This window comes from Aurantiacibacter gilvus, from assembly GCF_038289935.1.
GTDB lineage: Bacteria > Pseudomonadota > Alphaproteobacteria > Sphingomonadales > Sphingomonadaceae > Alteraurantiacibacter > Alteraurantiacibacter gilvus.
Genome location: NZ_JBBYHV010000001.1, coordinates 1917901 through 1937989 on the forward strand (window position 1 = coordinate 1917901; position 20089 = coordinate 1937989).

22 protein-coding genes are annotated in these 20089 nt (G+C 65.2%); 13 read left to right on the forward strand and 9 right to left on the reverse strand.

Annotation, left to right across the window (positions count from 1 at the left end; all coding sequences use genetic code 11):
* Positions 1-3 precede the first annotated feature (3 nt).
* The 3 genes from ligA (at position 4) to AAEO60_RS09575 (ending at position 2685) form a co-directional block, all read left to right on the forward strand.
* Positions 4-408 (forward strand): protocatechuate 4,5-dioxygenase subunit alpha, encoded by a 405-nt coding sequence (ligA, locus tag AAEO60_RS09565; RefSeq protein WP_341673428.1) that lies wholly within the window; start codon positions 4-6, stop codon positions 406-408.
* Positions 408-1250 (forward strand): class III extradiol dioxygenase subunit beta, encoded by an 843-nt coding sequence (locus AAEO60_RS09570; RefSeq protein WP_341673429.1) that lies wholly within the window; start codon positions 408-410, stop codon positions 1248-1250. Before ligA ends, AAEO60_RS09570 begins: the two co-directional genes overlap by 1 nt.
* Positions 1251-1335: 85 nt before the next feature.
* Positions 1336-2685, forward strand: coding sequence for an aldehyde dehydrogenase family protein (locus AAEO60_RS09575; protein ID WP_341673430.1), 1350 nt, complete (start codon positions 1336-1338; stop codon positions 2683-2685).
* Here AAEO60_RS09575 and AAEO60_RS09580 read toward each other — a convergent pair.
* The 4 genes from AAEO60_RS09580 to AAEO60_RS09595 are packed head-to-tail and all read right to left on the reverse strand — an operon-like array spanning position 2682 to position 6299.
* On the reverse strand, positions 2682-2948 hold the full coding sequence (locus AAEO60_RS09580; RefSeq protein ID WP_341673431.1) for a hypothetical protein: 267 nt from the start codon (positions 2946-2948) through the stop codon (positions 2682-2684). The two genes, AAEO60_RS09575 and AAEO60_RS09580, sit on opposite strands and share 4 nt — an antisense overlap.
* Before the next feature lie 2 nt (positions 2949-2950).
* Positions 2951-4129 (reverse strand): OsmC family protein, encoded by a 1179-nt coding sequence (locus tag AAEO60_RS09585; protein ID WP_341673432.1) that lies wholly within the window; start codon positions 4127-4129, stop codon positions 2951-2953.
* Complete coding sequence (locus AAEO60_RS09590; protein WP_341673433.1) at positions 4129-5247, reverse strand: CaiB/BaiF CoA transferase family protein; 1119 nt, start codon at positions 5245-5247, stop codon at positions 4129-4131. Before AAEO60_RS09590 ends, AAEO60_RS09585 begins: the two co-directional genes overlap by 1 nt.
* A gap of 14 nt (positions 5248-5261) precedes the next feature.
* Positions 5262-6299, reverse strand: coding sequence for an amidohydrolase family protein (locus AAEO60_RS09595; RefSeq protein ID WP_341673434.1), 1038 nt, complete (start codon positions 6297-6299; stop codon positions 5262-5264).
* Between the two features lie 124 nt (positions 6300-6423).
* On the opposite strand from AAEO60_RS09595, the gene AAEO60_RS09600 reads away from it, so the two are divergent.
* Entirely contained in the window at positions 6424-7260 is an 837-nt protein-coding gene (locus tag AAEO60_RS09600; protein WP_341673435.1) for a DODA-type extradiol aromatic ring-opening family dioxygenase, read from the forward strand.
* Here AAEO60_RS09600 and AAEO60_RS09605 read toward each other — a convergent pair.
* Complete coding sequence (locus AAEO60_RS09605; protein ID WP_341673436.1) at positions 7253-7387, reverse strand: hypothetical protein; 135 nt, start codon at positions 7385-7387, stop codon at positions 7253-7255. The two genes, AAEO60_RS09600 and AAEO60_RS09605, sit on opposite strands and share 8 nt — an antisense overlap.
* 128 nt (positions 7388-7515) lie before the next feature.
* Here AAEO60_RS09605 and AAEO60_RS09610 point away from each other — a divergent pair, with 128 nt between their 5' ends.
* The 9 genes from AAEO60_RS09610 (at position 7516) to AAEO60_RS09650 (ending at position 16560) form a co-directional block, all read left to right on the forward strand.
* Entirely contained in the window at positions 7516-8487 is a 972-nt protein-coding gene (locus tag AAEO60_RS09610; RefSeq protein ID WP_341673437.1) for a helix-turn-helix domain-containing protein, read from the forward strand.
* Positions 8488-8490: 3 nt separating this feature from the next.
* Positions 8491-9351 carry an alpha/beta hydrolase gene (locus AAEO60_RS09615; protein WP_341673438.1) on the forward strand — a complete coding sequence of 287 codons (861 nt, stop codon included), beginning with the start codon at positions 8491-8493 and terminating at the stop codon, positions 9349-9351.
* A 154-nt stretch (positions 9352-9505) separates the two neighbouring features.
* Positions 9506-11353 carry a PEP-utilizing enzyme gene (locus AAEO60_RS09620; protein WP_341673439.1) on the forward strand — a complete coding sequence of 616 codons (1848 nt, stop codon included), beginning with the start codon at positions 9506-9508 and terminating at the stop codon, positions 11351-11353.
* Between the two features lie 3 nt (positions 11354-11356).
* Positions 11357-12403 (forward strand): PEP/pyruvate-binding domain-containing protein, encoded by a 1047-nt coding sequence (locus tag AAEO60_RS09625; RefSeq protein ID WP_341673440.1) that lies wholly within the window; start codon positions 11357-11359, stop codon positions 12401-12403.
* Positions 12400-12876, forward strand: coding sequence for an acetyl-CoA carboxylase biotin carboxyl carrier protein (locus AAEO60_RS09630; RefSeq protein ID WP_341673441.1), 477 nt, complete (start codon positions 12400-12402; stop codon positions 12874-12876). The genes AAEO60_RS09625 and AAEO60_RS09630 overlap by 4 nt, the downstream gene beginning before the upstream one ends.
* Positions 12876-14348: a biotin carboxyl carrier protein gene (locus AAEO60_RS09635; protein ID WP_341673442.1), complete on the forward strand. Its 1473-nt coding sequence runs from the start codon at positions 12876-12878 to the stop codon at positions 14346-14348. Before AAEO60_RS09630 ends, AAEO60_RS09635 begins: the two co-directional genes overlap by 1 nt.
* Positions 14349-14481: 133 nt before the next feature.
* Positions 14482-15303, forward strand: a complete 822-nt coding sequence (locus AAEO60_RS09640) for an HAD-IIA family hydrolase (RefSeq protein ID WP_341673443.1) — start codon at positions 14482-14484, stop codon at positions 15301-15303.
* 22 nt (positions 15304-15325) lie between these two features.
* A complete protein-coding gene (mce, locus tag AAEO60_RS09645; RefSeq protein WP_341673444.1) occupies positions 15326-15751 on the forward strand; it encodes a methylmalonyl-CoA epimerase in 426 nt (141 codons plus the stop codon).
* A complete protein-coding gene (locus AAEO60_RS09650; protein WP_341673445.1) occupies positions 15748-16560 on the forward strand; it encodes a nuclear transport factor 2 family protein in 813 nt (270 codons plus the stop codon). The genes mce and AAEO60_RS09650 overlap by 4 nt, the downstream gene beginning before the upstream one ends.
* Here the strand turns inward: AAEO60_RS09650 and AAEO60_RS09655 are convergent.
* Genes AAEO60_RS09655 through AAEO60_RS09670 form a run of 4 tightly spaced genes read right to left on the reverse strand, consistent with a single transcriptional unit; the run spans position 16557 to position 19978 of the window.
* Complete coding sequence (locus AAEO60_RS09655; protein WP_341673446.1) at positions 16557-17126, reverse strand: nucleotidyltransferase family protein; 570 nt, start codon at positions 17124-17126, stop codon at positions 16557-16559. The genes AAEO60_RS09650 and AAEO60_RS09655 overlap by 4 nt on opposite strands.
* Positions 17119-17961 carry an XdhC family protein gene (locus tag AAEO60_RS09660; RefSeq protein ID WP_341673447.1) on the reverse strand — a complete coding sequence of 281 codons (843 nt, stop codon included), beginning with the start codon at positions 17959-17961 and terminating at the stop codon, positions 17119-17121. Before AAEO60_RS09660 ends, AAEO60_RS09655 begins: the two co-directional genes overlap by 8 nt.
* Before the next feature lie 3 nt (positions 17962-17964).
* A complete protein-coding gene (locus tag AAEO60_RS09665; RefSeq protein WP_341673448.1) occupies positions 17965-18924 on the reverse strand; it encodes an MBL fold metallo-hydrolase in 960 nt (319 codons plus the stop codon).
* 1 nt (position 18925) lies between these two features.
* Positions 18926-19978, reverse strand: a complete 1053-nt coding sequence (locus tag AAEO60_RS09670) for a HupE/UreJ family protein (protein ID WP_341673449.1) — start codon at positions 19976-19978, stop codon at positions 18926-18928.
* Positions 19979-20089: the final 111 nt, after the last annotated feature.

Below are 20089 nucleotides of genomic sequence, written 5' to 3' on the forward strand. Positions count from 1 at the left end.
TTCATGCCCCGCACCCGACTCTATTCGCTCGACGAGCTGAATGACATTCCCGGCACCAAGGTGTTCCGCGCCCGCGAAAGCCGACTGTCCTACCACCTGCACAAGTTCTGCATGAGCCTGATGAAGGCGGAGAACCGCGAGGCCTTCAAGGCTGACGAGCGCGCCTATCTTGACCAGTACAAGATGACCGAAGAGCAGAAGCAGGCCGTGCTCGACCGCGACCTGGCCAAGCTGATCGAACTTGGCGGCAACATGTATTTCCTCGTCAAGATCGCCAGCACCGACGGCTGGAGCGCACAGAAGGCGGTCAGTTCGATGAGCGGCATGAGCGCTGACGAATATGCACAGATGATGCTGGCAGGCGGTCGTTCGCCCGAAGGCGTTCGCTCGATCAGGGACAAGAACTGATGGCCCGTATTACCGCCGGCATTGCCACCAGCCACGTCCCCGCGATTGGCGCGGCCATCGACCTCGGCAAGACCAAGGACCTGTACTGGGCGCCGGTCTTCCAGGGCTACGAATTCGTCAAGGAATGGATCAAGGATAACACCCCCGACGTGGTGATCCTGGTCTACAACGACCACGCGTCCTCGCTGATGCTCGACATCGTGCCCACCTTTGCGCTGGGCTTCGCCGAGGAATTCCAGAGCGCCGACGAAGGCTGGGGCCGCCGCCCGGTACCGGTGGTGAAGAACCACCTCGACCTGGCCGCGCACATTGCCGAACAGCTGGTGATCGACGAGTTCGACATCACCCTGATCAACGAGATGGACGTCGACCACGGCTGCACCGTTCCCCTCAGCCTCGTGTTCGGCCAGCCGGAGGAATGGCCGTGCAAGGTGATCCCGCTGGCGGTGAACGTGACACAGTTCCCCACGCCCTCCGGTGAACGCTGCTGGAAACTGGGCGAAGCGATCCGCAACGCGGTGAAGACCTTCCCGGAGGATCTCGACGTGCAGGTCTGGGGCACGGGCGGCATGAGCCACCAGCTGCAAGGCACCCGCGCCGGCCTGATCAACGAGGAATTCGACCGCCGCTTCATCGACCTGCTCGCTCACGAGCCGGAAGAGCTGAAGTACATCACCCGCCTCGAATACCTGCGCGAAACCGGCACCGAGGGTATCGAGCTGATCATGTGGCTGATCATGCGCGCCTCGCTAGGCTACGGCGTGGAGGAGAAGAAACGCTTCTACCGCGTGCCCGCGAGCAACACCGCCGTGGGGCATGTGGTATACGAGGCGAAGAGCTAACCACTTCACGGCCGCTGATTGACATTGTCTGGACGGACCCCGATCTAGCGGCGGCAAACACAGTCTCGCCTATCCCGAGGATCACATGACCGACCAACCCACCGCCGCCGACCTTGCCGATGACATCAAGCGCGTCTTCGAGGCGCAGCAGGCGAACCAGTGGAATGTGAAGGCGAGCGGGGTCGAGGAACGACGCGCCAAGCTGCAGAAGCTGAAGGACGCCATCGAGGCGCACGCTGACGACATCGTCGCCGCCGTCCTCAAGGACACGCGCAAGCCCGAAGGCGAGATCCGCGTCACCGAGGTGATGAACATCGTCGGCAACATCCAGCTCAACATCGACGAGCTGGAAGAGTGGATGAAGCCGACCGAAGTCACGCCCTCGAAGGAGCCGAACGACAAGGCGATGATCGTCCCCGAAGCGCGCGGCGTGTGCCTGGTGCTCGGCCCGTGGAACTTCCCGCTCGGCCTGACGCTCGGTCCCGTCGCGGCAGCCGTGGCCGCCGGCAACACCTGCATGGTCAAGCTGACGGACCTGTGTCCCAACGTCGCCAGGATCGCCAAGGTCATCGTCGAGGAAGCCTTCGACGAGAACGAGGTGGCCGTCTTCGAAGGCGACGTCTCGGTGGCCGAGGCGCTGCTGGCGCTGCCGTTCAACCACATCTTCTTCACCGGCTCGACCCGCGTGGGCAAGATCGTCATGACCGCTGCCGCCAAACACCTGGCCACCGTCACGCTGGAGCTGGGCGGCAAGTCGCCGGTCATCATCGATGAAGGCGCGGACATTGCCCCCATCGCCGCCGCGCTGGCAGGGGCCAAGCAGTTCAACGGCGGACAGGCCTGTATCTGCCCCGACTACGTCTTCGTGCCCGAAAACAGGCAGAAAGAACTGGTCGAGGGCTTCCGCGAGAACGTGCAGGCCAACCTCTACAAGGACGGCGAGATCGACAAGAGCGCCATCGCGCAGATCGTCAACGAGGGGAACTTCAAGCGCGTGAAGGCCATGGTGGACGACGCCATCGACCAGGGCGCGACCGTGGCCGTGGGCGGCGAAATGGATGCGGACGACCTCACCATCCACCCGACCATGCTCACCGATGTCACCCCGCAGATGAAGATCATGCAGGACGAGATCTTCGCGCCCGTGCTGCCGGTGATGACCTACGACAAGCTGGACCAGGTGATCGACTACATCGAGGCGCGCGACAAGCCGCTGGCGCTCTACATGTTCTCGCCCAGCGACGAGAACATGGACAAGGTCCTCAAGCGCACCAGCTCAGGCGGGACGACGCTGAACGGTGTGTTCTCGCACTACCTCGAAAACCGCCTGCCCTTCGGCGGCGTCAACGGTTCGGGCATGGGCAGCTATCACGGCTACTGGGGCTTCAAGGAATTCAGCCACCACCGCGCCGTGTACAAACATATGGCGGCCTAGGCGGGACGCTGACCGTCCGATTGGCGGAACCTGATTTTGTCACCATCCTTTATGAACCGCGAATCCTCGCCGTTCTCACGAATGTCGCGCCAAGCCATCTGGTAGCACTGAGGCTCGCGGTTGATGCGCGCGGCAACCAATCGGCGTACATCGTCATCCGCAAAGATGAGGTCGTGGGCTCCTTGGATCGAGACGCAGAACTTTTCACGCGTCCGCTTGACCAGCATGATCCAGTCCTGATTGCGGAAGTCGTCGTTCGTCATTGTCAGGCCTTCACCACTTTCACCCGTGCCTTCAGGTCCGTGCGGCAGAAGGCGTGGAGGAAGCAGGTCTGTTCGCCCATGTCGAGTGCGGCGCGGGCGAATTCGGCGTTCTCGTCGCTGTCGAGATAGACGTGGGTTTCCACCGGGTCGGCCTTGCCCGCCTGCCCGGTGCCGCCACTCGCGCCGCCGAGAGTGAAGTGGATGTCCTGCACCACGTTGTAGGCGGCAAGGTGCTTCTTCGCGATCTTGGCGTAGCGGCCCAGCTGGGTCATGAAGCAGAAGCCGATACCCGCCGCCATGTAGCTGACCGCATCGGGCGCGCGGCCTTCTTCGTCGCAGAGGAAGTGGAAGATCGAGCCATGCGGATTGAACAGCTGCTGCTCGACCTGTTTCACCCCGTCCTCGCGCACCGTACAGATGCCGCGAATGTGCAGCACACGGTCCTGTTCCTCCGCCAGTGACGAGCCCTGCGAGCTTGTTGCCTCGTCCGTCAGCGGGCTCATGTCTCCGCGCACCGGAATGGCCTCGCAGGCGAGCGGGTGGACGCCCTCGATCGTGGGCGCGGGATCGGGCGGCACTTCGCGCTGCACGGGCCTCGCCTTGTCGGGGATCACCTGCCGGCCCTTGTGCGTCAGGGTAAAGAGTGAGTCTTTCTCCCCGCGCATCAGGCCGTTGAGCGGCGATGCTGCCACCGCGTCATAGACCAGCGCGCGCAGTGTTTCGGCATCGGCCGGGCTGTCGATCCGCGCTTCCAGTTCCACGTCCTTCGCGCCGCCGGTCATGGTGCCCTTCAGCGCCGATCCTTTCATCGTGTAGTAGTTGTCCTGCACCAGCTCGACATGGTCGATAGCAATGCCGCGCTGCTCGGCCAGGGCCAGCAGTTCGGTCATGTAGCTGGAGACCATGCCCACGGTGAGGAAGCTGAGCGGGCACGGCGCCTCGTTGAACCCGTCGAGGTAAGCGCCCTCGTCCGACACCACGCGCCACACCTGTCCGCTGGCGGAAGAGGCGACGAGGCCTTCCTTCTGCATCACCGACAGCGAGCGCGCGGCAAAGCGCACGGCCTGCCCCAGCCGGTCCGGCGGCGGGGCGATCAGGCTTTCCCCGCCATCGACGGGGAAGAACGAGGGGCGCGCGTCGGCACCAAGCACATTGTCGTGACTCTTGGCAGCTTGAGCCATCAGTCCTCCCGTTTCGGCAGCATGGGTGAAGGCTTGCCCAGCACCAGCTCGGCATCGGAAAACTTGATCGGGGTGCGCAGGCCACGCAGGCCGTCCTCGTCGAGGTCCACTACCATGCCGCGCGCGACGATCTGCGGATCGGTCAGCGCCTGCTTCACGTTGTTGATCGGGCCCGCGGGCACGCCCTGCTCTTCCAGCTTCGCGAGCAAGTCGTCACGTTTCCATTCTGCAATCCGGCGCGCGATCGAAGCGGACAGGCGCTCGCGGTGTGTCACCCGGCGCGAATTTGTGGTCCACTCATCGCGCAGCGGCAGGTCGATCACCTTGGCAAAGCGGGCGAACTGGCGGTCGTTGCCCACGGCCACGATCAGCCAGCCGTCCTTGGCCTCGAAGGCCTCGTAGGGCGCGATATTGGGATGGGCATTGCCCATGCGCTTGGGACTGCGGCCGCTGGCAAGGTAGTTCATCGCCTGGTTGGCCAGCGTGCCCGTCATCACGTCGAACAGCGTCAGGTCGACCATCTGCCCGCGCCCGGTCCGCTCGCGCTGGTGCAGCGCGGCCTGCACGCCGATCACGGCATAGAGGCCGGTCATGATATCGGCATAGGCCATGCCGATCTTGGTGGGCGGGCCGTCGGGGAAGCCGGTCAGGTCCATGATCCCGCTCATCCCCTGGATGATGAAGTCGTACCCGGCGCGCTTGGCATAGGGCCCGTCGTGGCCGAAGCCGGTGATCGAGCAATAGACCAGCCGCGGGTTGATCTCCTTCAGGCTGTCGTAGTCGAGCCCGAACTTGGCGAGGCTGCCGGTCTTGAAGTTCTCGATCAGCACGTCGCTCTTGCGCACGAGGTCGAGCACCCGCGCCAGGTCGTCCGCGCGGTTGAAGTCGGCAATGATCGAATCCTTGCCGCGATTGGCCGCGTGGAAATAGGCCGCGTCCTTGGACCCGTCCTCGCGGTCGAGGAAGGGTGGGCCCCAGTTGCGGGTGTCATCGCCCTCGGGGCTTTCGACCTTGTGTACTTCCGCGCCGAGGTCGGCGAGCACCTGCCCGGCCCAGGGGCCTGCCAGGATACGCGCCAGTTCGACGACCTTGATGCCTGCAAGAGGTGCTTCGCTCATGCGAAGCGTCCTACTCACTCTGGCGCGATATGGAAAACCCGTTCCGCATTGCCGTGGCACAGCGCGTGCATTTCGTCCTCGGTGCAGTCGAAGCTTTCGATGAAGTCCACCGCCGGCTGCATCGGCTGGTAGGGATAGTCGATCGCCCAGATGACGTTGTCGATGCCCATGCGGTCGATCGAATAGCGCAGCGCGAGGTGGTCTTCGACGCCCGAGGTCGTGAAGACGAAGTTGTCGCGGAAGTATTCCTCCATGCTGCGTTCGGTCTTGGGCGCGCGGCCCACTTTCTGCGCGCGACTGTTCATGAAATTGATGCGCCAGATGAAGAAGGGGATCATCTCGCCCATGTGGCCAACGCAGACTTTCAGGTTGGGGAATCGGTCGAACACGCCGCCGGCCATCATGCGCAGCATGTTGGTGCCGACCTCGACGCCGTAGGCCCACATGGCGGAATCCATCGCATAGTCCATCAGCGGACCCTTGAGCGTGTCGGAAGGCCCGCGCGGGTGGATGTAGAGCGTCGCGCCGGTGGCCTCGGCAGCCTCGAGGATCGGCCAGAAGCGGTAATCGTCGAAGTAGTCGCCGTTGGTGTGACCGTTCACCACCAGCCCGTTGAGTTTGAGTTCGCCCATCACGCGCTCGACTTCCTTGGCCGCGCGCTTGGGGCTGTGCGGGGCAAAGCTGCCAAGGCCGGCGAAGCGCTTGGGCCACTTGGCGCAGATTTCCGCCATGCGGTCGTTCGCCAGGGCGGCAAGGTCAGTCGCGGTGTCAGCATCGAACATCTGCACGCCCGGCGCGGTCAGCGTCAGCAGGTGCATGTCGACGCCGTACTGGTCCATCTGCGGCAGGCGCTGTTCCTCGATATCCTTCAGGCCGTGGAGGAAGTTCATCTTGCCGTAGCCGCTGGAATCGTGGTCTGCATCGTAGATGCCGCCCACCAGCAGCTTGTCCGCGCTTTGCGTGGGGCTGCGGGCGATCTTGCGCAATTCTTCGGCAACTTCGGGGATCGACCAGGCTTCCTCGCAGGCGATCAGGCGGCACTTCTTTCCCATGGAATTCTCCTCTTCCTTCGGCGCGAGCCTAGGGCCGAGCATGGGCTGGCCGCAAACATTTTCGCGGAGGCCGCTAAAGTCTTTCTCTATTGCCGCTCGCAAGGGGCCAGACCACATGCGGATCATGACCGAGACGACCTCTGCCCTGCGGCTGCCGACCTACTACCTCAGCCATGGCGGCGGACCATGGCCGTGGATGCCCTCCGCGGCCCCGGCCTATGCCGTCCTCGACGCCTCGCTGAAGGCGCTGCGGCGTGAGCTGGACGAGCGCCCGCGCGCGGTGCTGGTGGTGACGGCGCACTGGGAGACCGAGAACTTCACCTTCTCCGCCGCCGAGCGACCGGGCATGATCTACGACTACTACGGCTTCCCGGCGGAGACTTACGAGATCACCTACCCCGCCCCGGGCCTACCCTCGCTGGCCGAACGCGCGGCAGGACTGCTGCGTGATGGCGGCATGGCCGCGAATGTCGACGAGGAGCGCGGCTTCGACCATGGCACCTTCAGCCTGATGCAGGCGATCTATCCCGAAGCCGAAATGCCGATCGTGCAGATGTCGATCCGCAAGGACTACGACCCGGCGTTGCATGTCGCAGCGGGCAAGCTGCTCGCTCCCTTGCGCGGCGAAGGCGTACTGGTGGTGGGCAGCGGGCTCAGCTTCCACAACCTGCGCGCCATGGGGCCGCAGGGCCGCGACGCCTCGCGCGCTTTCGATGGCTGGTTGCAACGGGCCTTGTTGAGCGAGGTGGGAGAAGCGCGCGCCGATACCCTGCTCGAATGGGAGAAGGCTCCCGCCGCCCGGCAGGTCCACCCGCGCGAGGATCACCTGATGCCGCTGCACGTGGCCGTAGGCGCCGCCTCGCAGGACAAGGCGCACCTGTCCTACCACCAGGACGATTTCTTCGGCGCGATTACGGCGTCGAGCTTTCGCTTCAGCGACGCTCCCCTGTCCGTCAGCTGACAGCCAAGACCTCGCGGTAATGGACGAGGTCGCCCAGCCAGTAGGCGAACTGCGCCCAACCCTCGGTGCCTGACACCAGCGGGTTGATGCCCGGCATCGGGATGCTGATCGTCGCCAGCAGGATCAAGTCCTGCCACTGGCGACCGTATTTGCAGTGGCTGCCGCGGCGTCTCTCCCCCCGTCAGACCACGTCTTGCAGAAAATGCACTCAACCGAGATTGCCAAGCAGGACTTTTTGCGGGATAAATTGTCCCCATGGGAGTGCCGCCAAGCAAGGATGCCGAAAGCTGGACCTCGGCAGGTCTAGCGACCGGGCAGGCGATAAGCCAGTGGCGCGAATGGGCGGCAAGCACCATTGCGCCCATCGAAGTGGAGGTGTTCGACGCCGACTCTTTCTCCGCCCGCTGGATCAGCCACGGCATCGGGCAACTGCGGCTGCTGCACCTTTACGCCCCCGCCCAACGCGTGACCCACACCGGCACCGAAGGCAGCGCCGGTCGTGCCTCGCCTTCGATCCAGCTGGTCTATTCACGCAGGGGCGCGATGAAGACGCTAATGGAGGGCAAGAGCTTCACCATCGAACCCGGCCAGTTCGTGCTGCTCGACAATCGCCGCTTCTACCAGATGGAAATGCGCACCGAGCACGAGGCGCTGGACCTGATGATGCCGCAGCCATGGCTGGAGCGGCACCTGCCCGATCCCGGTGCGCTGCTCGGGCGGCCCATCGACACGCGCGAAGGCTGGGGCCGGCCGCTGGGCGCCCTGCTGGAAACCTTGATGGACGGCCTTGATGTAGCCCCGCTGCCGCGCCCGCTTATCGCCGAACAGATCGGCAGTCTGCTGGCACTGGCGACCGGGTTCGAGGATACCAACACCTGCACACCGCATCGCGGCCAGCTGGCGCGGCGCATCCTGCGGCGGATCGAAAGCGACTATGCCGACCCTGCCCTGTCGCCCGAGCGCGTGGCGGAGGCTTGCGGCATTTCCAAGCGCTACCTGCAGACGCTGCTGGCCGGCAGCGGCACCAGTTTCGTGCAGGAACTCAACGCCATGCGGCTGGAGCGCGCAAGCGACCTGTTGGCAGACCCGCGCGCCCGCAGCCTCCCGGTGGCCGACGTCGCCTATCGCAGCGGCTTCCTCGATCCCGGCTATTTCACCCGGCTGTTCCGCAAGCGCTTCGGCATCACGCCGAGCGAATGGCGTGCCGGGCACCCGCCGCAGAGCTGAATCGTGCTGAAGGTGGTCCTTGTTGTGGTCCTGCTCGGCGTGCTGGCGCTGGGAATCGGCTACCTCGTCTCCCCGCTGCATACCTTCAACACGCTGGTGCCCAAGGATTCCTCCAGCCGTGCAGTGGTCAGCGACCTGGCCTATGGCCAGCACCCGCGCCAGCAGCTCGACATCTACGCGCCCAGCGGCGGGGCGCAGAACCTGCCGGTGATCGTCTTTTTCTACGGCGGAAGCTGGAACAGCGGGACGCGCCATGGCTACGATTTCGCTGGCCGGGCGCTGGCGGCGCAGGGGTTTGTCGTGGTCATGCCGGATTACCGGCTGGTGCCAGAGGTTCGCTATCCCGGCTTTGTCGAGGACGCGGCCCTGGCGGTACGCTGGGCCCGCGCCAATGTCGCCGACTATGGCGGCGACCCCGCGCGGATCGTGCTGTCGGGCCATTCGGCGGGCGCCTACAACGCTGCCATGCTCGCCTATGACGAGCGCTGGCTGGGCGAGGATCGCGCCAGCATACGCGGCTTCGTGGGGCTGGCAGGCCCATACGACTTCCTGCCGCTCGACACCGATTCCACCCGCGCCGCCTTTGGCGATTGGCCGGACCTGCCGGAGACCCAGCCGGTTTCCTGGGTCGGGGCAGACGATCCGCCCGCCCTGCTGCTGCACGGGGCGGACGACACGACCGTCAAGCCGCGCAATTCCGCAGCGCTGGAAGCCGTGCTGAGCGAAGCGGGAGTGGAAGCGCGCATGGTGGAATACCCCGACGTCGACCACATCGATATCCTGATCCGCCTGTCACGCCCCTTGCGCTCTCGCACACCGGTGCTGGACGATCTCGCCGCATTCGCCCGCGACGTCTCCCGCTAGCCAAATCCAGACAAAAACGCCTGCGCTTTTGTCCAATTGGACTTGCGCGAGAGTCCTTTCACAAAAGATCGGTGAGGCGTAGCCTTGGCGGTAATGACAGGGGACAACCCTGCGCGCCGCCTGAGGCCAGGCGCAAGCAAGAGGATGCCACATCATGTCGACCGACGCCAAAGGATTCCCGCTTCCCAGCTCGATCAAGGTCGTGCCCGGAACCGAGGAAGCCCAAGCCGCCTACCCCTACTACACGCAGTTCGTGCCCGAGGATGACCAGAAGTTCTGGTTCTACAACTCTATGCACTTCCCCGAACCGATGCATCATTTCGACATGATCACGGCAGAGGCGGCCTATGTCGCCATGGGCGCCTTCAACACCCGCGTGCACGTGCTGCCCACGGCCAAGGGGGTCGATCACCGCATTATCAACGGCCGCGTCTACATCGGCGGCGTGGTGGTGACCGATCCGGACGAGATCGCCGAGCGGGTCGGGGAATTCCAGCAGCGCGCCTTCTACTACTACGAGAACTGGGAAGACCTCTACGCCCAGTGGAAAGACAAGATGAAGGCGCTGATCGCGGAGGCGCAGGCCCTGCCCAGCCCCGCGCTGCCGAAGTACGAGCCGGTGGAAACCTTCAAGGAAGGCGACGCCGTTCCCGCCAGCCACGACCTGCTGAAAGTCTACCAGCAGCAGATCGAAGGCTACCACCGCATGTGGCACCACCACTTCGAGTTCCTGCTGCTCGGCTACGGTGCCTACATGACCTTCTTCGAATTCTGCAAGAAGGCCTTCCCGGAGATTTCCGACCAGGCGATCAGCCGCATGGTGGCCGGCATGGAAGCCGAGATCTTCCGCCCCGACGAAGAGGTGAAGCGCCTCGCCCGCCGCGCGGTGGAACTCGGCGTGGACCATCACTTTACCGACAACATGGATATCGACCAGGTGCTGGCCGATCTCGATGCCGTGGGAGAGAACGGCAAGGACTGGCTCGGCGAGCTGGAGACCAGCCGCGATCCGTGGTTCAACGTCTCCTCGGGCGATGGCTTCTATCACTATCACCGCAGCTGGCAGGACGACCTCTCGCTGCCCTTCGCGGCGCTGCCGGGCTATATCGAGAAGATCAAGGCCGGCACCAATATCGAGCGCCCGACCGAGCAGTTGATCAAAGAGCGTGAGCAGCTGGTGGCGGACTACCGCGACCTGCTCGACACCGAGGAGGAGAAGGCCGCCTACGACGAGCTGATCACCCTCGCGCACCGGGTCTTCCCCTATGTCGAGGGTCACAAGTTCTACTGCGAGCATTGGTATACGAACCTGTTCTTCAACAAGATCAGGGAATTCGGTGCCCTGTTGGCGGAACACGACTTCTTCGGACCCGACGGGCGCGAGGAGGACGTGTTCCACCTTACCCAGTTCGAGCTGGAAAGCGCGATCATCGACCTGATGCTGTCGTGGGGCGTTGGTGCAGAACCGCGCGGCCCGCGGCACTGGCCCGCCCTGGTGGCGCAGCGCAAGGCGGCGATTGCCGAGTGGGACAAGCACACCACCCCGCCCGCGCTCGGCAACGTGCCTGACGCCATCGACGATCCGGCGATCAACATGCTCTGGGGCATTACCCGCGAGAACCTCGATTCCTGGCTCGACGACGGGTCGGAGAACGAGAAGGAACTGAAGGGCTTTGCCGCCTGTTCGGGCGTGGTCGAAGGCGTGGCACGCGTGGTCAAGTCGGTCAGCGAGATCGGCCGCATCCAGCAGGGCGACATCCTGGTCTGCCAGGTCACCAACCCGACCTGGTCGCCCATCTTCCAGAAGATCGGTGCAGCCGTGTCCGACATCGGCGGCAGCATGAGCCACATGGCCATCGTCGCGCGCGAATACGGCCTGCCCGCCGTGGTCGGCACCGGCAAGGCCACCACCCGCATCAAGGACGGCCAGCGCATCCGCGTCGACGGCGGCAAGGGCACGGTGACCATTCTCGATGACGAACCCGCGCTCGAGGACGCCTGACCCATGCAAGCAGTAGCCTGGTTCAAGGATGTTGGCATTGCCGACCGCCCCACGGTGGGCGGCAAGGGCGGCTCGCTGGGCGAGCTGACGCAGGCGGGCATCGACGTGCCGCCCGGCTTCGTCGTCACCACCGCCGCCTTCGAGCAGTTCCTCGAGAAACTGGAAAAGATCGAGCCGATCCGCCCCAGGGTGGAGGCGCTCGACCCGAACGACCTTGGCGCAGCCACCAAGCTGTCCGAACAGCTGCGCGCCCGCGTGATGGGCGAAGCCATGCCAGCCGAGGTGGAGGATGCCCTGCGCACGGCCCACGGCGAACTTTGTGCTGATGGCCAGCCGGTCGCGGTGCGATCGTCCGCCACCACCGAAGATGCCGAGGATGCCAGCTTCGCGGGGCTGCAGGACACCTTCCTGTGGGTGCTCGATGCCGAGGCGATGATCTACTACGTGCGCGAATGCTGGGCCTCGCTCTACTCGGTCGAGTCCATGACCTACCGCCGCAAGCAGGACTTCCCGGAAGAGGGCGTGGCCATGGCCGTGGTCTGCCAGCGCATGGTCGACGCGCGCTGCGCCGGGGTCATGTTCACCCGCAGCCCGACTACGGGCGACAAGTCGGTGATCACCATCGAAGGCGCCTGGGGCCTCGGTTCGGCCGTGGTGTCCGGCGAGGTGACACCGGACAAATGGGTGATCGGCAAGATCACCGGCGAGATCTCAAGCCGCGAGATTTCCGACAAGCACGCGCGGCAGGTGCCCGCCGAAGACGGCGGTATCGTCGAGGTCGAGAACGAGGACGACAAGCGCCATTCGCCCTGCCTCACCGACGACGAACTGATGGCGCTGCGCGAAGTCGGACGGAGGATCGAGAAGCATTACGGCAAGGCGCAGGATATCGAGTGGGCGCTGGACAAGGACGGCAAGGTCTTGCTGCTGCAATCGCGTCCGGAAACGGTCTGGGCGATGAAGGATGCCGAGGCCAAGCCCGTCGTCGCGCCCGGCACCAATGCCATGAGCCACGTCATGGGCATCTTCACCGGTGGGGCGAAGAAATGAGCCTTTCGGGCAAGGACGTTTCCGAGATTGCCCGCCTGCTGGGTGAATCGCATTTCAGCTCGCTGGACCTCAAGCTGGGCGATTTCCGCCTCAAGATCCGACGTGACGGCGGTGGCGGCGGCCGCTGGGTGGCGGACGATGACGAGGACGAAGAGCCGGTTGCCGCAGAGACACCAGCGCCCGCCGCTGCTCCTGCCAGCGACCCCGCGCCCGCCAATGCCGCCGCCGCAGGCGAAGTCGACGTGCCCGCCCCGCTGCTCGGCAATTTCTATGCTGCGCCGCGTCCGGGCGAAGACCCTTTCGTGGCCGTGGGCGACCGCGTCACACCCGACACCGTGGTCGGCATCATCGAGGTGATGAAGCTGATGAACTCGGTGCGCGCGGGCGTGTCCGGCACGGTCGTCGCCGTGCTCGCGGAGAACGGCAGCGCCATCGAAAAGGGTGACGCGATCATCCGGGTGAAGGTGGACTGATGGCCAATATCCGCATCGTCGAAACAAGCCTTCGCGACGGCAACCAGTGCCTGTGGGGAGCCACCGGAATCGACACCGCCAAGACGCTGACCATTGCCCCGGCGATGGAGCGCGCGGGCTTTTCCGCCATCGACTTCACCACCTCTACCCACATGGGCGTGGCCGTGCGCTACAAGCACGAGGACCCGTGGGACCGCATCCGCGGCATGGCGGATATCTGCAAGGACACGCCCCTGCAGTTTCTCTCCACCGGCTTCCGCTTCATCGCCTGGGAAACCGCCACACCCGACTTCATGGAACTGGCCTTCAAGACGCTGGCGACCAATGGCATCCGCCGCTTCGCCCTGGCGGACCCGATGAACGATGCCGCCAGCAATGTCGAAGTCGCGCGCATGGTGAAGCGCGCAGGCGGCGAGCAGGTGGTGGGCGCGCTGGTCTTCTCGATCAGCCCGATCCACGACGACGCGCACTATGCCGCTGCCGCCCGCACCATGGCGGAGAGTGCCGACATCGACGCGCTCTACATCAAGGACCCTGGCGGCCTGCTCACCTCCAAGCGCGCGCAGACGCTGGTGCCCGCGATCATGGCCGAGATCGGCGACAAGCCGCTGGAACTGCACTCGCATTCCACCATCGGCCTTGCCGAGCAGGCCTATTGCGAAGCCGCCGACATGGGCATCACCGCGCTGCAATGCGCCAGCGGCGGCCTCGCCAGCGGCACCTCGCATCCCTCTGTGAAACGCACCGTGGCGAACCTGCGGGCGCTGGGCCACACGGTCGATATCGACGACGAGGCCGTGGACGAGATTGCCGACTGGTTCACCGCCATCGCCGATGCCGAGAACCTGCCCAAGGGCGAGGCGATGCATTTCGATGCCGCCTACTTCCAGCACAACCTGCCCGGCGGCATGGTCGGCACCATGCGCCGCCACCTCGCGGACCAGGGCGTACCCGAACTCGAAGGCGCGGTGATCGAGGAAATGGGCCGCGTACGGCGGGAACTGGGCTGGCCGATCGTGATGACACCTTTCGCGCAGATGCTGCAGACGCAGGCGGTGATGAACGTGACTGCCGAAAACTCGGGCGAAGAACGCTGGGGGGTAATTCCCGACGAGATCATCCGCTTTGCCATCGGCAAGTTCGGGCGGCCCAATGCCCCGGTCGATCCCGAGGTGATGGACCGCATCATGGCCAACCCGCGCACCAGGGAGCTGGAAGCCGAGACCGGCATGGCCGACTTGAAGACGCTGCGCAGCAAGCTGGGCGAGAACCTGTCCGACGAGGAATTCCTGCTGCGCGCCACCATGCCGCAGAACCTGGTCGATACCATGCAGGCGGCCGGCCCGGCGGAGCGTCACTACGACCCGAAGAAGGTCCCGCTTATGAACCTGCTGCGCGAAGTGCTGGCGCGCGAGGATATCGACGAATTCTCGATCGAGAAGGACGACTTCTCGCTGGACGTGGAGGCGTGAACGGCTTTCCTACAGCGCGCGGGTCAGGCAATCGGGAAGCATGAAAAGGCCCCTTTTGCCCACTCCCTGATTCCTTCCCCTGGACACTGTCACAACTGTAACACCTTGCCATCTAACCCATTGGAATTGCACGATGCGTAAGCCTAAGGGCTTCATGTTCGACCTCGACGGGACGCTGATCCTGTCTAACCGCGCGCTGGGCAGCTACGACGCCATTCCCGGCGCGGCGGAAGCCCTGGCACAGCTTGACGATCTCGGCGTGCCGTGGATCGCGCTCACCAACGGCAGCGCCTATGCCAGCCGGGTGCAGGCCCCGCGCCTGCGCGCCGTCGGCCTGCCGGTGCCGGACGAGAAGCTGTTCACACCCAACTCGGTCGCCGCCAAGGTCATCGGCGATGCGGGCTACGAGCGCGTGCTGGTGCTGGGCACCGACGGCGTGAGCGAGGCCTTGACCGAGCTGGGCGTCACCTGCGTCTCGCCCGACGATCCGGACCATGCGGGCTGCGACGCGCTCTACATCGCCTGGCATCCCGACTGCTCGATGCCGCACATCCACGCCGCCTGCGAAGCCGCCATGGCGGGTGCTGCCGTGCTGACCGCCTCCGACGTGCCCTTCTTCGCCACCAAGGAAGGCCGCAGCTTCGGCTACTCCTGCGCCATAAACGGCGCCGTGGCGCGGGTGACCGGGGTGGAGCCGCAGCCGACCGGCAAGCCCTCCGCCCATGCGCTCGACTTCATCGCCAACCAGCTTGGCATCGAAAAAGAGGACGTCGGCATTGTCGGCGACGACGCCACTGCCGAAATGCAGATGGCGCGCGAAGGCGGGGCGATCGGCATTGCCGTCACCAGCGGGGCGACCTCGACCGAGGAATGGGCCGCGCAGCCACCCGGCAAGAGCCCGGATCTCGTGATCGAGAACATCGGGGAGTTGGTCGACAAGCTCGGCTTGCGCTAAGGCCGCGGCAAAGGAGAGAGCAATGCAGCTAGGCCGCATGAACCACGTGGGCGTCGCCGTGCCGGACATCGAGGAGGCCATCGCCTTCTACCGCAATGTCATGGGCGCTGACGACGTGACCGAACCCTTCGACCTGCCCGAACAGGGCGTGCGCGTCTGCTTCGTCAACACACCGAATGGCGGCACGCAGGTGGAGCTGCTCTCGCCCTTGAGCGACCAGTCGCCGGTCGCGGGCTTCCTCGCCAGGAACCCGGCGGGCGGGCAGCACCACATCTGCTTCGAAGTGCCCGACATCGCAGCCGCGCGCAGCGAGTTCGAGGCCATGGGCAAGCGTATCCTCGGCCCCACCCGCATCGGCGCGCACGGTACGCCCATCTTCTTCGTCCATCCCAAGGACATGCAGGGGCAGCTCACCGAGATCATGGAAACTCCGAAAGGCGAGCATTGAGCTTCGACTACCCCGCCTACCTCGACTGCTTCCTGAGCGGCAACGATGAGGCGTTGGTGGAGCGCTTCTTCGCCAAGGACTGCGAAATGCGTTCGTCCAGCGGCGTGCGCCGCGGGCTGGACGGCATGCGCGAGTTCCTCGCCTGGGCGCACGACGGCGTGCGCGAATGCCCGCGCGTGCAGCACTACCTGCAGGACGCAAACACCGTCTTCGCGGATATCGACATGGACTTCCACGCGGTGAAGCACCGAGCGGACTTCCCCTTCGGCGAAGTGCACCCGGGGGACAGCCTGACGGTGAAGTTCCTCGCCCGCTACGACCTCGACGATCAGGGCAAGGTGAGGGTGTTGACCACAGCTGCATGGCCGCCGGGCGTGGGCGTTACGACACTGCCCCCGCTGGGCGGGCACCCGAGCCAGGTCGCCGCCTACCACGCCTATGCCGCCGCCTTCTCCAATGGCGATCCGGCGCGCTACACGCGGTTCTACACTGACGACGTGGTGCTGGAGCTGGGATCGGTGCCGAAGATCGAAGGCGCTGACGGGATCGCAGCCTTCTACACCGCGATGTTCAAGACCGTGCGCGAGACGCTGACGATCCACCATCTCGACGCCAGCGACGAACGGCTCGTGGTCGACTGCACCAGCCGCTTCACCGCCATCGAGGACGCGCCCGACTTCGTGGTGGCGCCACTGGCGAAGGGGGACTTCGTCGAAGTGGGCGTGAAGGTGACCTACAAGCTGCGCGAGGGGCGGGTGTACCACATCGGCGTATCGCGAACGCGCGACCCGGTGCTGTCGCCCGGCTAGCGGCTAAGCCTCTCCGCCACCTGAGCAAGCTGCTTGGGCGTATCGACATCGAACAGTGTATCGGGATCGGCCTCGATCACGGCAAGATCGGGCAAGCCTGACAGGATCGGCCCTGCTCCCCTGTCACCGGTCAGTACTTCGAGCTTTCCTACATGCTCCGCTGCGACGCAGGCAGGCACACCAAGGCGGCCATCGGGATAGCGTGTGGCGGCATTGCCTCCGCTCGCGGCGAGGCGGCGCAAGTGATCGGGATCGACCAAGGGCATGTCCGCCAGCGCGACCAGCAAAGCGCGTCCAGCGGCAGCTGCGGCGGCCAGGGCGACAGAGCCAGCCTGCCCGGCTTCGGGGTCCGGATTGGTGACGAGCTGCCAGCCTGCTGCAGCCGTGGCGAAGTGCGGAACATCGGGGCCGACCACGATCACACCCGGCTCAAGGCCTGCCGCTTTCACCGCATCGAGCACCCATCGTCCCAGCGGCTTGCCCGCGAGGGTCACATCCAGCTTGCCGCCACCGAACCGGCTGCCGCGCCCGGCGGCCAGCACCGCGACGAGCGGCTGCTCAGGCATGGTGTGGATGGCGACGTTCGTACTCGCCGGAGATCGAAGCCAGCGCCGACAGCGCGAGGCCGAGCGGCTCGCGGCTGTGCATCACAGTGCCGAGCGGGCTGGCGATGCGGGCGACCTGCTCGGGCGCAAAGCCAAGCGCCACGAGTTCGGCCTCGCGCGCAGCCCGGGCCGGTGCCCCGCCCTGCGCGCCAATCATGAAGGCCGGCGTGGTGAGCGCCCATTGCAGGATGGCGCGTTCCCATTCGTGATCGTGGAACAGCAGGACCACTGCGGTCCAGCGGTCTGCGGTGAGGTGATCGGGCACCTGGCCCAGGGCCAGCATGCCGTCGTCGCGCCCGTGCGTCTCCACCGCCATGCCCGAAGCCGCGCCAAGGTGCGCCATGGCCGCCAGTTCCGGCCCCTCGCCGAACAGCAGCAGCCGCAGTTGCGGAACGAAGCGGCGCTCGCCCAGAGGGCTGGGATCAGGCAGGGTCAGCCGCGCCTCTTCGCGTTGCTCCAGCTCGGCCAGCACTGCCGCAGAGGCCACATTGTCAGGCGCGGGGTCGACCAGGATGTCGAGGCCGCCACCGCAAGGCAGGCGGAAGTCGATCTTGGGCGAGCCAGCGCCGTAGCGGATCACCCGCCGGTCCCCGCCGGTCGCCACTTCGCGCGCCAGTTCCTGTTCGAGGCACCCATCGGCAAGGCTTCCGGTCACGCTGCCATCGGCATGCACCGCCAGTTGCGCGCCGAGGCGGCGCGAAAAGCTGCCTTCGATATTGACGATGGTGCACAGCCCGACGCCTGGCTGGGAGGCCGCGCGCAGGGCTGCGTGGTCATCGGCGAAAGTGCCGGACATCACCTACTGGCGCGGCGGGATCTCGGCAGGGTCGATACCCATGCGCAGCTGCGGTTCCTCGCCGCGCAGTTCCTCGAACGCCACCATCAGGTTGATATAGGCCCGCCCGCGCGGGGTGCCGCCATATTCGAGACCCGGCATCAAGTCGTCGCCCAGGAACTGGCCAAAGCTCGGCACGCCTTCGAGGCGGGCCAGGGCATCTTCGGGAGTGCCGCCGGTCTGCGCGGTCTGCTCGGCGATCTGCACCAGGCCGCGGTTGAAGGTGACCCAGCTGAGGAACTCCTCGCGCGTGTGCACCGCACCGTGACCGGCAATCACCTGCTCTGCGTCCGGGATGCTGTAATAGGCCGCCGTCACCGTGGTCGGCAGGGCCAGCATGGAGCCGCCCGAACCCGGATCGATCAGCGGGCTCATGTGCCAGGCGTAGATGTCGCCTGCCGCCAGGACGCGGTCGTCGGGGAAGAAGACGAAGGCATCGCCATCGGTATGACCGGCGCCGAAATAGTACAGCTCGATCTTGTCTTCGCCCTCGCCAATCGCTCGGTAGGTGGAGAACTCCGTGTCCACCTCGTTGGGCGGGAACGGGCCTTCGGTCTCTGCCGTCATGCGCGCGGCGGAATTGGCGTGGGCCACCACCTGTACGCCGTGATTCTCGCGGAACCAGGCGTTGGAGCCGACATGGTCGGGGTGCGAATGGGTGTTGATCACCATGGTCACCGGCTTGTCGGTGATCGAACGGACCTGTTCGAGGATACCTTCGCCCTGGCCCGGCAGCTTCGTGTCGATCAGCACAACATCGTTTTCGCGGACAAAGACAACGGTGTTCCCGCCGGCGCCCTGGATCTTGTACACGTCCTCACTGACCTGCTCGATCGGTTCGATCGGCGGCAGTCCCTGCGCCATGAGGCCAGTGACGGCAACGCCGCCCAACACGATTGTACCAAGCACTGCTGCGCGCTTCATTCTATCCGCCTCCCAAAATCCGGACTCTGTCAACGAACCAGTAGACACCAGCGGCGATCACCGCAAGCGAGCCAATTGTAACAATGCGTCCCGAGAGCTTGGGATGCCGTGCCCGCAACCATGCCAGCGCCAGGGCAACCGGAATGACGATAGCGAGCTGGCCCAGCTCGACGCCGATGTTGAAGGCCAGCAGCGACCAGGCAAGGCTATCCTGCGGCAAGCCAAACTCGCGCAGGACGAAGGCGAAGCCGAAACCGTGGATCAGGCCGAAGAGCAAGGCGAACAGTGCGCGCAGGTCCTTCTGGCCCGGTTTGCGCAAGAGGTTGTCGACGCCCACCACCACGATGGACAGCGCGATCACCGGTTCGATCAGCCAGGCGGGCGGAGAGAAGACACCCGTCGCCGCCAGCGCCAGCGTCACCGAATGGCCGAGCGTGAAGGCGGTGACGATCAGCGCCAGGCGCCGCAAGGATCCACCGAGCAGGATCAGGCCGATAATGAACAATACGTGGTCCGGACCGATCAACACGTGGTGCGCGCCGCTGGGCACGAAGGTCGCGAGCACGGCCAGCGCACCTGCTGCGGTCCCCGCGTAATGGGTCTGCGGGCTGGCATCCCGGCCGAACAGGAACTGCTGTCGCAGCTCGCCGCCCTCGTAGATATTGACGAAAGTCTGGTGCGCCGGATCGTAGGGAAACAGCGCCGTTTCCACGGTGAGCGCAGGCGGTGGCGGCGCGGCAACACTGAAGGTGAGTCGCAGGGCGTCGTCCGCGGGCAAGGCCGTAACACCCGAGAATTCCACCACGATTCGTACCCCGTCGTTCCCCGTCAGCACGATTCGCCGTTCCAGCAGGGTCTTGATGTTGCTGTATTGAGACGCTAACACACTTTCGTCGAGCAGGGTCTGCGGTTCCTCGAAACCAAGTTCATGGGCGACGTCGATCGTATGCACTGTCAGCGAACCGTCGATCGACTGTTCGTGCAGTTGCAGGTCGAGGTAGCTGAACGGTGCCGGATGCGCACTCGCCGGACGGGCGAAGGCGAAAAAGGCCACCAGCAGGCTCAACAGGAGGATACGGAAAGAGTGCAAGTAATTCACTTGGTTGCGCAGAAGACACGCCTTTGCGGGGAGTTACTCAATGTTACAACCCTGCTCTTGGAGCAA

Bases quoted from the DNA above. Each gene is read 5' to 3' on its own strand.
- AAEO60_RS09585 (WP_341673432.1), bottom strand. From the start codon at position 4,129: ATGGCTCAAGCTGCCAAGAGTCACGACAATGTGCTTGGTGCCGACGCG.
- ligA (WP_341673428.1), top strand. From the start codon at position 4: ATGCCCCGCACCCGACTCTATTCGCTCGACGAGCTGAATGACATTCCC.
- AAEO60_RS09655 (WP_341673446.1), bottom strand. From the start codon at position 17,126: ATGCCTGAGCAGCCGCTCGTCGCGGTGCTGGCCGCCGGGCGCGGCAGC.
- AAEO60_RS09610 (WP_341673437.1), top strand. From the start codon at position 7,516: ATGGGAGTGCCGCCAAGCAAGGATGCCGAAAGCTGGACCTCGGCAGGT.
- AAEO60_RS09625 (WP_341673440.1), top strand. From the start codon at position 11,357: ATGCAAGCAGTAGCCTGGTTCAAGGATGTTGGCATTGCCGACCGCCCC.
- AAEO60_RS09595 (WP_341673434.1), bottom strand. From the start codon at position 6,299: ATGGGAAAGAAGTGCCGCCTGATCGCCTGCGAGGAAGCCTGGTCGATC.
- AAEO60_RS09600 (WP_341673435.1), top strand. From the start codon at position 6,424: ATGACCGAGACGACCTCTGCCCTGCGGCTGCCGACCTACTACCTCAGC.
- AAEO60_RS09640 (WP_341673443.1), top strand. From the start codon at position 14,482: ATGCGTAAGCCTAAGGGCTTCATGTTCGACCTCGACGGGACGCTGATC.
- AAEO60_RS09660 (WP_341673447.1), bottom strand. From the start codon at position 17,961: ATGTCCGGCACTTTCGCCGATGACCACGCAGCCCTGCGCGCGGCCTCC.
- AAEO60_RS09590 (WP_341673433.1), bottom strand. From the start codon at position 5,247: ATGAGCGAAGCACCTCTTGCAGGCATCAAGGTCGTCGAACTGGCGCGT.
- AAEO60_RS09630 (WP_341673441.1), top strand. From the start codon at position 12,400: ATGAGCCTTTCGGGCAAGGACGTTTCCGAGATTGCCCGCCTGCTGGGT.
- AAEO60_RS09570 (WP_341673429.1), top strand. From the start codon at position 408: ATGGCCCGTATTACCGCCGGCATTGCCACCAGCCACGTCCCCGCGATT.
- AAEO60_RS09620 (WP_341673439.1), top strand. From the start codon at position 9,506: ATGTCGACCGACGCCAAAGGATTCCCGCTTCCCAGCTCGATCAAGGTC.
- AAEO60_RS09575 (WP_341673430.1), top strand. From the start codon at position 1,336: ATGACCGACCAACCCACCGCCGCCGACCTTGCCGATGACATCAAGCGC.
- mce (WP_341673444.1), top strand. From the start codon at position 15,326: ATGCAGCTAGGCCGCATGAACCACGTGGGCGTCGCCGTGCCGGACATC.
- AAEO60_RS09580 (WP_341673431.1), bottom strand. From the start codon at position 2,948: ATGACGAACGACGACTTCCGCAATCAGGACTGGATCATGCTGGTCAAG.
- AAEO60_RS09635 (WP_341673442.1), top strand. From the start codon at position 12,876: ATGGCCAATATCCGCATCGTCGAAACAAGCCTTCGCGACGGCAACCAG.
- AAEO60_RS09665 (WP_341673448.1), bottom strand. From the start codon at position 18,924: ATGAAGCGCGCAGCAGTGCTTGGTACAATCGTGTTGGGCGGCGTTGCC.